Here is a 10,950-nt window from a genome sequence, read left to right as displayed (position 1 = left end):
TCCGTCATGCTTCGCGCTGCAGATGCGTTGGCTGCCTGCATTTCACCCCGGTCACTTACCTGAGTAAGCTCCCGGGGGTTCATGCGTTTGTCGCCTTCCTGCAACCCGAATTATTTAGGATATCTATCCGTCATGCTTCGCGCTGCAGATGCGTTGGCTGCCTGCATTTCACCCCGGTCACTTACCTGAGTAAGCTCCCGGGGATTCATGCGTTTGCCGCCCTATTAAAATAGGTATTATCAAGGCCATAAACCCATCGCACAGGATATTGTATGTCTGACACTCAACAGCTCGATCAGCTCGTCGCCGCTTGTCACTGGATAGGCGCTAAAGGCTGGGCACCCGCGACTGGCGGTAATATGTCGGTTCGTCAGGATGAACATTTCTGTTTGCTCAGCGAATCGGGCAAAGACAAAGGTGGCCTGACGCGTGATGACTTCATCCAGGTTGAAATTGCCTCTAATCTTGCGCCTTCTGGACGCAAACCTTCTGCCGAAACCGCGTTGCACACCTTAATCTATCGACTATTTCCCGAGGCGGGCGCGGTTCTGCATACGCACACCGTTAACGCCACCGTCTTGTCTCGAGTGGAAGAGGGCGCTGCACTGCTGCTGTATGGCTACGAAATGCAAAAATCCCTGACGGGTCAGCACACGCATGAAGATACCGTGGCGATTCCGGTATTTGATAACAGCCAGGACATCGCTGCGCTGGCGTCAGAAATTGAAGATTATGCCGCCCGTTTTCCGCTGCGTTACGGCTTTTTATTACGCGGTCACGGCTTAACCTGCTGGGGCGAAAACGTCAATGAAGCACGACGTCATCTTGAAGGGTTGGAGTTTTTATTTGAATGCGAACGTCAACGTCGCCTGCTGGAGAGCAAATGATCCGCGCTATTGTCACTGATATCGAAGGCACCACCAGCGACATCCGCTTCGTGCACAACGTACTGTTTCCTTACGCCCGCCAACACTTAGCTGCCTTTATTCGCGAAAATCAGGATAACGCAGAGGTTGCTGCCGCGCTGAATGCGGTACGCATCGAAGCCGAACTGCCGGAGGCCGATCTCGCCACGATCACTGAGATCCTGTTCAGCTTTATGGATCAGGATCGTAAATCCACCGGCTTAAAAGCGCTGCAAGGGATGATCTGGCGCGCGGGTTACGTTAACGGCAGTTTTACCGGGCACCTTTACCCTGATGTTCTGCCTGCTTTAAAGGCATGGCAGCAGCAGGGTATAAAACTCTACGTATATTCTTCCGGCTCGGTTGCGGCGCAGAAATTGTTATTTGGCTACAGCGACGAAGGTGATATTACTGGCCTGTTTAGCGGTTATTTTGATACGCACGTTGGTGCCAAGCGTGAGGTTAACGCTTATCACTCTATCGCCGCCGAAATCGGCCTGCCGGCTGACCAGCTGCTGTTTCTTTCTGATATTTATCAGGAACTGGACGCAGCGGCTGAAGCCGGTTGGCAAACCCTGCAGTTGATTCGTGGCGACGCGGATAATCAAAGCCGTCATCGTCAGGTCAATAATTTTTCCCAGATTAACCCGGAGTCGATTTGAGATGAGTGCACTGACCATTTTTACTGAGAGTGAAGCCAGCCAGCCGGTATGGCACAGCACCGATGCTGAGGCAATCCGTGAACGTCTTAACGCTAAAGGTGTACGCTTTGAGCGCTGGGAAGCGGATCGCGAACTGGGTGAGAATCCTGACGCCGAAAAGGTAATTAACGCTTATCAGCATGCCATTGATCGTCTGGTCGCCGAAAAGGGTTATCAAAGTTGGGATGTCATCAGCATGCGTGCCGACAATCCCCAGAAAAGCGTCTTGCGCGAGAAGTTTCTTTCAGAGCATACCCATGGCGAAGACGAAGTGCGTTTCTTTGTTGAGGGCGCAGGATTGTTTTGCCTGCATCTGGATGGACAGATCTTGCAGATCCTGTGTGAGAAAAACGATCTGATCTCCGTTCCGGCGGGAACGCCGCACTGGTTTGATATGGGATCGTCGCCAAACTTCACTGCGATCCGTATTTTCGATAATCAGGAAGGTTGGGTAGCTAATTTTACTGGCGACAAGATTGCCGATGCTTATCCACGACTGGATTAGCTTTTGCCTTTGCGCGTAGAGATTTGACCTCTGCGCGTTAGATGTTGGCCTCTACATACGCGGTTTTGACGTATGTGCACTGTCCCCACCTCGGTCCCTCCCCATCAAAACGGGGAAGACCGGGAAGGGGACAAACGACCTCGCAACGCAGGAATCACTGTGGCTGAAACGCACCCAATTTTACCTGCTCTGGCGTGACCACACCGGTATTCAACACCCAACCGCTGATCAATGCAGCAGGCGTCACGTCAAATGCCGGGTTATAAACAGCCGCATTTTCGGGTGCCCATTGAACATTGCCAAAACTGCCCGCTACGCCGGTGACCTCGCTCGCCGCACGCTGTTCAATCGGAATCGCTGCGCCGTTCGGACACAAACGATCCAGCGTGGTGTGTGGCGCGGCAACATAGAATGGAATGCCATGGTAATGCGCCAGCACTGCCAAACTGTAAGTGCCAATTTTGTTCGCTACATCACCGTTCGCAGCGATGCGATCGGCACCGACCCAAATCGCATCGACCTGCTTACTGGCCATCAGGCTGGCGGCCATGGAATCAGTGATCAACTGATAGGGTATCGCCAGCTCACCCAGTTCCCATGCAGTCAACCGCCCACCCTGCAATAAAGGACGCGTTTCACCGACCCAAACATTTGCTACTTTACCTTGCTGATGCGCTCGGGCAATCACGCCCAGCGCGGTGCCTACGCCTGCGGTGGCTAATCCGCCAGTATTGCAATGTGTCAGCAAGCGGCTGCCAGGCGTGACTAACGCGCTGCCAGCGTCAGCGATATCGTCACACAGCTGCTTATCTTCTTCCACCAGACGCAGCGCTTCTTTAACAAGCGCGTCGACAAACGTCTCCTGCGCTAGCGCGAGCTTCATGCGATCAAGATTATTCATTAGGTTCACAGCGGTCGGACGCGCCGCGCGCAGGATTTCCAGCGCTTCTGCCAGCTGATCGCGCGTTTGCCCATGCTCCGCCAGCAGCGCCAGCAGCAGCGACGCAGAAAGGCCAATCAGCGGCGCACCGCGCACGCGCAAGGCATGAATATGTTCAACCAGCTGCGCCACGCTGTGCGCGGGTAGCCAGTTTTTTTGCTGCGGCAGCGCTTGCTGATCGAGGATCCAAAGCTGATTGTCACGAACCTGTAAGCTGGTGGTTTGAAGTCTCTGCATTGTCTGTGAAATCCATGTTGCGTTAATGGCGGATATTGTGCCAACATGCTTAGCGGATGTATAGACGTCTGAACGGCTTATGGCTATTTGATCCTCAAGTCTTTTGTTTATAAGGAATGGCAATGTCGCAATACCGTACCTTCACCGCTGCTGACGCTGTGGAATATGCCAAACAATTTGGCGGAGTGGACGATCCTTCTACGCTGGTCAGTGCGGAAGAGATTGGTGATGGTAACCTTAATCTGGTGTTTAAGATTTATGATAACCAAGGCAAAAGCCGCGTGGTGGTTAAGCAAGCACTGCCCTACGTACGTTGCGTGGGAGAATCCTGGCCGTTAACGCTGGATCGTGCCCGTCTGGAAGCGCAAACGCTGGTTGAACACTATAAACATTGCCCGCAGCATACCGTTCAGATTACCCATTACGACGCAGAATTGGCCGTGATGGTGATGGAAGACCTTTCCAGTCACCGTATCTGGCGCGGCGAGCTGGTACAAGGCGTTTATTACCCGGAAGCATCGCGTCAGCTGGGTGAATATCTGGCGCAAACCCTGTTTCACACCTCTGATTTCATTTTGCATCCTCACCAGAAAAAAGCGGAGGTTGCCCGCTTTATTAACCCGGAAATGTGCGAAATCACCGAGGATCTGTTTTTCAACGATCCCTACACCGATCATGAGCGCAATAAATACCCGGAGGCGTTGGAGCCGCTGGTTGCCAGCCTGCGTCATGATGATGCGTTACGCATTGCGGTGGCGGGCCTTAAGCATCGTTTCTTTGCCAATGCTGAAGCGCTGCTGCATGGTGACATCCACAGCGGATCGATTTTTGTCGCTGAAGGTAGCCTAAAAGCGATTGATGCTGAGTTTGGTTATTTCGGTCCAATTGGCTTTGATGTTGGCACCGCGTTGGGTAATTTGTTGATCAACTACTGTGGTCTGCCAGGCCTGCTGGCGCCGCGCGAAGCCGCCGATGGCCGTGAACAGCGTTTAAGCGATGTGCGCGACGTCTGGATTGCCTTCGTCCATCGCTTTCTTGAACTGGCTGAAGCCAAAACCACCGATGTTGCCATGGCATATCCAGGCTATGCGCAGGCGTTTTTACGTAAAGTATGGGCGGATACGATTGGCTACTGCGGTACCGAGCTGATTCGTCGTACTGTGGGCATGTCTCACGTTGCGGATATGAAGCTCATTAAAGATGAGGCGATGCGCACGGAGTGTATTCGTAACGCCATCACGCTGGGCCGCACGCTGATTCTGGCCGCCGATCATATTGAGGATGTGGAAGCGCTGCTGGCCCGCATTCGCCAGGCTGTCTGAAAAAGCGGATAAAAAAGGCCGACATTGCGTCGGCCTGTTAGGGAATGATTCATCGGATCATCAAGCGGCTTCGCTGGCACGACCCGGTTTCTGCTCCGCCGCTTTAGCAGGCACCGCCAACGCATCTGCGGCAAACTCATCAACGTTAATGGAGCGCAATCGACTCGCTTCGGCGCGTTTCAGCACCTCAGCTTCTTGCACATCAATTAAGCCCTGTTCCAGCGCCTGCGTTGCCAGCGCATCAAGCCGGGTAAAAGAGAGATGCTTTTTAGTCTGTTTGCACAGCCGATCGTGAATCACTTCCGCCGCCATCACATCCTGCAAGGCTTGCTCCAGCTGTCCTGCCGGATTATGTTCACTCGGCGTCAGATATTGGCCGCGACCTAAACGAGTACGCGTCGCTGACGGCAGCTGCAGCAATCTTGCGAGCTGGTGATCGAGACGATCAGAAGGCGCTGGACACTGTTTGCCGCCGGCAAAAATCACCAGGCGCAGCACGCCTGAAACTAAGCGATTCGGGAAGTTACGCAGCAGATCATCCATGGCATCTTCCGCCTGATGCAAGGCATCCTGTACGCCCCAATGCACCAGCGGCAGATCGGCTTCGTTGCGGCCCTCATCGTCATAACGTTTCAGCGTTGCGGAGGCGAGATAGAGCTGGCTCAGCACATCACCTAAACGGGCTGAAATGCGTTCGCGACGTTTCAAGCTACCGCCCAGCACTGCCATCGAAACATCTGACAGCAAAGCGAGATTAGCGCTGATGCGGTTCAGGTGCTGATAATAGCGGCGCGTTGCATCACGCGTTGGCGTGGCGCTGGTGCGGCCACCGGTTAAACCCAACCACAAACTGCGCACGTGGTTACTGCCGACATGACCTATGTGGCTGAACAACGCGTTGTCAAAAGCACTGACATCATTGTTGGCTGCTGCTGCCATCTCTTGCAGAACATAAGGATGGCAACGAATCGCGCCCTGACCAAAAATGATCATGCTGCGCGTCAGAATATTCGCGCCTTCAACCGTAATCGCGATGGGCGCGCCCTGATAGGCACGGGCGAGAAAATTGCTGTTGCCGAGCATGATGCCTTTGCCGCCTGCAATATCCATGGCGTCGATAATGGCGCGCTGACCGCGATGGGTGCAGTGATATTTGACAATTGCAGAGAGCACCGCCGGTTTCTCGCCCTGCATAATACCGGTGGTAATCAGCGTCGCGGCTGCATCCATCACATAAGCGTTTCCGGCGATCCGCGCGAGCGGCTCTTCAATCCCTTCCATTTTACCGATTGGTAATTTGAACTGGCGACGAATATGCGCATAAGCGCCGGTTGCCAGCGCCACGCTTTTCAGGCTGCCGGTAGAGTTCGATGGCAATGTAATACCGCGCCCAACCGACAAGCATTCAACCAGCATCCGCCAGCCTTGTCCGGCCATTTCTGGGCCGCCGATAATAAAATCGATCGGTACGAAGATATCTTTGCCGCGCGTTGGACCATTTTGAAACGGGACGTTTAACGGGAAGTGTCGATTGCCAATTTCAACGCCTGGCGTATGGGTGGGGATCAACGCACAGGTAATACCGAGTTCTTTGGTTGCGCCCAGCAATCCTTCAGGATCGCTGAGTTTAAATGCCAGCCCCAGCACGGTGGCAATGGGGGCCAGCGTGATATAACGCTTATTCCAGGTCAGACGCATACCCAGAACGTGCTGGCCTTGCCAGTCGCCCATGCACACCACGCCGGTATCGGGAATAGCGCCTGCGTCAGAACCCGCTTCCGGGCTGGTCAGAGCAAAACAAGGGATCTCTTCACCACGCGCCAGACGTGGTAAATAGTGATCTTTCTGTTTGTCGGTGCCGTAATGTTGCAGCAGTTCACCGGGGCCAAGTGAGTTCGGAACGCCGACGGTAATGGCTAAAATGCCCGACACGCCAGCCAGTTTTTGCAGCACACGCGCTTGTGCATACGCTGAGAATTCCAGTCCGCCATACTCTTTTTTAATGATCATGGCGAAGAAGCGATGCTGTTTTAAATACGCCCAGAGTTCAGGCGGCAGATCGGCCATTTCATGGGTGATCTGAAAATCATTTGCCAGGCGGCAAGCTTCTTCAACCGGGCCATCGATAAAGGCTTGCTCGTCGGCGGTCAGACGCGGCTGCGGATAGTTGTGCAGCTTCTGCCAGTCTGGTTTACCTTGAAACAGATCGCCTTCCCACCAGGTTGTACCGGCCTCAATCGCCTCTTTCTCGGTGCGCGACATCGGTGGCATCACTTTCTGAAAACGCTGTAGCATCGGTTTGGAAAAGAGATCACGGCGCAACGCGGGCAAATTGAAAGGCAGCAGGATAATGGCTAACGGCAGCAGCAACCAAGGTGTCCAGAGCTGAGCCGCCGCCAGCGCGCCGGTCCACAGCAGCAGAATCAGGCTACTCAACCGCAGCGAAATGCGGTGATAAAACAAGGCGCTAATCAGCACCACCGTCGCAAGTATCGAAACAACCATCATAATGAACCGCCTGTAAAGTAGTAAGAGGTCTGACCTGTTATGAGTAGATCTTTAGAGCAGTTGGTTTGATTTAGCAATTCGTTTACATCGCAGTTACGACCTTCCTCACAAAATCGTTGCGCGCGGTTTTTTCCGGGCAGAAGTCCCGCCAAATTTTCGCGGGGAAAGGGGGACGGATAGGGTGCGGTGCTTTGCGCTGACCGGCCATTCCGTTAAACTTGCTGCGATAAACCTCCCTTTAAAGGACATCCCTATGTACCAGGACATTATTCGTTCAGAACTTAATGAAGCCGCCGATACGTTAAATAATTTTCTGAGCGATGAAGCCAATATCCATGCGATTCAACGCGCTGCGGTGATGCTGGCCGACAGTTTTAAAGCAGGTGGAAAAGTGTTGTCGTGCGGTAATGGTGGCTCGCATTGCGATGCGATGCATTTCGCTGAAGAGTTAACGGGCCGCTACCGCGAAAATCGTCCTGGTTATCCGGCGATTGCCATCTCTGACGTCAGCCATCTTTCCTGCGTCAGCAACGATTTTGGTTACGACTATGTGTTCTCGCGTTACATTGAAGCCGTGGGGCGTTCTGGCGATGTACTGCTGGGCCTGTCTACTTCCGGTAACTCTGCCAATATCATTAAAGCGATTGAAGCCGCGCGTGCACAAGGCATGAAAGTCATTACGCTGACCGGCAAAGATGGCGGAAAAATGGCGGGAACAGCCGATATTGAAATCCGTGTGCCGCATTTTGGCTATGCTGACCGTATTCAGGAAATTCACATAAAAGTGATTCATATCCTGATGCTGCTGATTGAAAAAGAGATGGTGAAGTAACAGCATTGCCTCCTGCTCGACGGGAGGCGTTTAACTAAGGCGGTTGCTATGTGCGAATTGCTCGGGATGAGCGCCAATGTACCAACGGATATCTGTTTCAGCTTCACCGGTCTGGTGCAGCGCGGCGGTGGAACCGGGCCACACAAAGATGGTTGGGGCATTACGTTTTACGAGGATAAAGGCTGCCGCACGTTTAAAGATCCGCTGCCCAGCTATAACTCGCCAATTGCGCGCTTAGTGCAGGAATACCCCATCAAATCCCATTCGGTGGTGGCACATATTCGTCAGGCCAATCGCGGACAGGTATCGCTGGAAAACACCCATCCGTTTACACGTGAATTATGGGGACGCAACTGGACCTACGCTCACAACGGCCAACTCAAAGGTTATCGTCAGCTGGAAACCGGCACTTTCCGTCCGGTGGGTGAAACTGACAGCGAAAAGGCTTTTTGCTGGATTCTGCATAAGCTGGCGACACGTTATCCGCGCACACCAGGTAACTGGCCTGCGGTATTTCGTTATATCGGTGAATTAGCCGGCGAGCTGCGGCAGAAAGGCGTGTTCAATATGTTGCTGTCAGACGGACGTTATTTGATGGCGTTCTGTTCCACCAATCTCTTTTGGATCACGCGCCGTGCGCCGTTTGGCCGTGCGCAGTTGCTTGATCAGGATGTTGAGGTTGATTTTCAAGAACACACTACTGCCAATGATATCGTGACGGTGATAGCGACGCAGCCGTTGACAGGAAATGAAACCTGGCACCGGATAGTGCCAGGTGAATGGGCATTATTCTGCCTTGGAGAGCGCCAGGAATGATTTGGACGCAGCTTCGGGATTGGTTATCACCGGGCTGTTGTTCATGACATATTTACCGCTGGTCACGTTAACCGTGGGTGGCTGGTGGTATTTGTCGAAATACGCATAGCCCGGTTGCAGCTCACGCCAGAAATTGGCGTAGGTTGAGTAACGATGACGCTGCATGTTGCTTTCAGTCATGCGGAACGGATAGATGCTAATGCTCACCTCTGGTTGCCCATTGCGCAGCGCCGCATCCACATAATTAAAAATTTCATCCATGTAGGCGTTGGTCATGGCGTAACAGCCAATCGATTTGCAATCACCGTGGATCATCAAATAGTTGCCGTTGTAGCCCTGATCGCGATCATATTGGTTCGGAAAACCAATGTTAATAGCGCGATAGAAGCGGCTATCGGGCTTCAGCTGATTCAGCTTAACGTTATAAAATCCTTCCGGGCTTTTGAAATCGCCTTGACGACGTTTCGGGCCGAGGCCGCCAGAAAAATTACAGATGCGATAGGTGTCCAGTAGACGGTATTCATTACCGATTTTACCGTACAACTCTAACGTACGTTCTTCCTTGAAAATCTGGATATAAACTGGCGTGCCGAGTAACTGTTTCTTTAATTCTTTATTCACCGGCGCCAGTTGTTGAACGGGTTCAGGTGTCATTGCCATGCTGAGGGCTGGCATCAAAATCATCGCAAACAGGAGTGCGATTTTGCCCATGCTGTGTGTACCTTGACGTGAAGAAGAACAATGACGCCGAACAGCGTCTCTGCTTGCATTATCGGAAAACTCCGCTACCGCTGCGCAACATTAACATTGTCTGTTTTTTTAGCAAGACTATGTCCTGGAAAATGGCAGTTTCCTAAAGGGAATACGGCCAAAAATTTGTAAACTTTAATGCCTCGCTCAACAAATATTGCAGTTACTTTTGCCGACTGTATACTTATCCAGTATTGGAGGAGGGTATGCGCAAGATTATTCATGTTGATATGGACTGCTTTTATGCCGCGGTTGAAATGCGTGATGATCCCTCATTACGCGATATCCCTATCGCTATTGGCGGTAGCCGTGAACGCCGTGGCGTAATCAGTACCGCCAACTATCCTGCCCGAAAATATGGTGTGCGTAGCGCAATGCCTACCGGAATGGCGCTGAAATTATGCCCTCATTTACGCCTGTTACCGGGCCGCTTTGCTGCTTATAAAGAAGCATCAGCGCAAATTCGCGACATCTTCTTGCGTTATACCCCGCTCATTGAACCGCTTTCCCTGGATGAAGCCTATTTAGATGTCACCGACAGCCTGCACTGTCACGGCTCCGCTACGCTGATCGCTAAAGATATCCGCGCCACAATCTATCGTGAAACCCAGTTAACCGCGTCTGCGGGCATTGCGCCGATTAAATTTCTCGCCAAGATTGCTTCCGATTTGAATAAGCCAGACGGGCAATATGTGATTACACCGCCAGAGATGGCGGGGTTTTTATTGACATTACCGCTGGCAAAAATTCCCGGTGTGGGCAAGGTGTCCGCAAAGAAGTTGGAAGAGATGGGCCTGCATACCTGCGGCGATGTGCAGAAAGCAGATTTGGCGCAACTGTTAAAGCGGTTCGGTAAGTTTGGTCGCATTCTTTGGGAGCGCAGCAACGGCATTGATGAACGTGGCGTAGTGGTGGAGCGTGAACGCAAGTCGCTGGGCGTAGAAAGAACGCTGGCGGAGGATATTGAGAGTTGGGAAGCCTGCCTGACCATCATCGATTATCTCTATGAGGAACTGGATCGCCGTTTGACGCAGATCCGACCCGATAAATTAATCGCTCGTCAGGGCGTTAAATTAAAATTTAACGATTTCCAGCAGACGACGCAGGAACACATTTGGCCGGTGCTGAACAAGGAAGATATGATTGCGGTGGCGCGTAAAACCTGGGACGAGCGGCGGGCGGGAAGAGGCGTTCGGCTGGTGGGATTGCACGTCACGCTGGTGGATCCGCAGCTTGAACGGCAGTTGCTGTTGGGTTTGTAGTTTAGGGGAATGCGCGCGCTGTCCCTCATCCTAATCTCTTTAGGTTAGGCGTCGTTTATTTCCCATCTTGGTCCCCATAAGTGCGAGGCCGTTTGTCCCCCACCTCAGTCCTCCCCCATAAATGGGGGAGGAAGATGCTGCTTTATGTGAGTATTTAAGCTGCATGTGGCAG

At 52.6% G+C, this 10,950-nt stretch carries 10 protein-coding genes; 7 read left to right on the top strand and 3 right to left on the bottom strand.

Translation table 11 applies throughout. The annotated features are described in order from the left end of the window. The first annotated feature begins 272 nt into the window (after nucleotides 1-272). From SC127_RS05945 to SC127_RS05935, 3 genes are read left to right on the top strand one after another with little or no spacing between them, the layout of a single operon-like run. Nucleotides 273-887, top strand: a complete 615-nt coding sequence (locus SC127_RS05945; protein WP_215847527.1) for a methylthioribulose 1-phosphate dehydratase — start codon at nucleotides 273-275, stop codon at nucleotides 885-887. Beyond that, a complete protein-coding gene (mtnC, locus tag SC127_RS05940; protein WP_243078466.1) occupies nucleotides 884-1,567 on the top strand; it encodes an acireductone synthase in 684 nt (227 codons plus the stop codon). Before SC127_RS05945 ends, mtnC begins: the two co-directional genes overlap by 4 nt. Before the next feature lies 1 nt (nucleotide 1,568). Then, nucleotides 1,569-2,111, top strand: a complete 543-nt coding sequence (locus SC127_RS05935; RefSeq protein WP_215847525.1) for a 1,2-dihydroxy-3-keto-5-methylthiopentene dioxygenase — start codon at nucleotides 1,569-1,571, stop codon at nucleotides 2,109-2,111. Nucleotides 2,112-2,265: 154 nt separating this feature from the next. Here the strand turns inward: SC127_RS05935 and mtnA are convergent, their stop codons facing one another. Next, the gene (gene mtnA, locus SC127_RS05930; protein WP_243078465.1) at nucleotides 2,266-3,288 is read right to left on the bottom strand and encodes an S-methyl-5-thioribose-1-phosphate isomerase; all 1,023 of its coding nucleotides are present in this window, start codon (nucleotides 3,286-3,288) and stop codon (nucleotides 2,266-2,268) included. Between the two features lie 122 nt (nucleotides 3,289-3,410). Here mtnA and mtnK point away from each other — a divergent pair, with 122 nt between their 5' ends. Then, the gene (gene mtnK / locus SC127_RS05925; RefSeq protein WP_332625763.1) at nucleotides 3,411-4,610 is read left to right on the top strand and encodes an S-methyl-5-thioribose kinase; all 1,200 of its coding nucleotides are present in this window, start codon (nucleotides 3,411-3,413) and stop codon (nucleotides 4,608-4,610) included. Between the two features lie 60 nt (nucleotides 4,611-4,670). Here the strand turns inward: mtnK and fadE are convergent, their stop codons facing one another. After that, nucleotides 4,671-7,118, bottom strand: coding sequence for an acyl-CoA dehydrogenase FadE (gene fadE, locus SC127_RS05920; RefSeq protein WP_243078463.1), 2,448 nt, complete (start codon nucleotides 7,116-7,118; stop codon nucleotides 4,671-4,673). A 253-nt stretch (nucleotides 7,119-7,371) separates the two neighbouring features. Here fadE and lpcA point away from each other — a divergent pair, with 253 nt between their 5' ends. Then, nucleotides 7,372-7,950 (top strand): D-sedoheptulose 7-phosphate isomerase, encoded by a 579-nt coding sequence (gene lpcA, locus SC127_RS05915; protein ID WP_215847521.1) that lies wholly within the window; start codon nucleotides 7,372-7,374, stop codon nucleotides 7,948-7,950. Between the two features lie 48 nt (nucleotides 7,951-7,998). Next, nucleotides 7,999-8,766: a class II glutamine amidotransferase gene (locus tag SC127_RS05910; RefSeq protein WP_243078462.1), complete on the top strand. Its 768-nt coding sequence runs from the start codon at nucleotides 7,999-8,001 to the stop codon at nucleotides 8,764-8,766. On the opposite strand, the gene dpaA is transcribed toward SC127_RS05910, so the two are convergent. Continuing rightward, the gene (gene dpaA, locus SC127_RS05905) at nucleotides 8,737-9,477 is read right to left on the bottom strand and encodes a peptidoglycan meso-diaminopimelic acid protein amidase (RefSeq protein WP_215847519.1); all 741 of its coding nucleotides are present in this window, start codon (nucleotides 9,475-9,477) and stop codon (nucleotides 8,737-8,739) included. The genes SC127_RS05910 and dpaA overlap by 30 nt on opposite strands. Nucleotides 9,478-9,722: 245 nt before the next feature. Between dpaA and dinB the strand changes: the two genes are divergently transcribed. Next, nucleotides 9,723-10,778, top strand: coding sequence for a DNA polymerase IV (gene dinB, locus SC127_RS05900; protein WP_215847518.1), 1,056 nt, complete (start codon nucleotides 9,723-9,725; stop codon nucleotides 10,776-10,778). Nucleotides 10,779-10,950 lie beyond the last annotated feature (172 nt).

The sequence above is a fragment of the Pantoea sp. T14 genome (assembly GCF_036663535.1).
Lineage (GTDB): Bacteria > Pseudomonadota > Gammaproteobacteria > Enterobacterales > Enterobacteriaceae > Pantoea > Pantoea phytostimulans.
The sequence above is the reverse complement of the archived record's forward strand: the minus strand, read 5'-3'. Positions and strand labels throughout refer to the sequence as shown.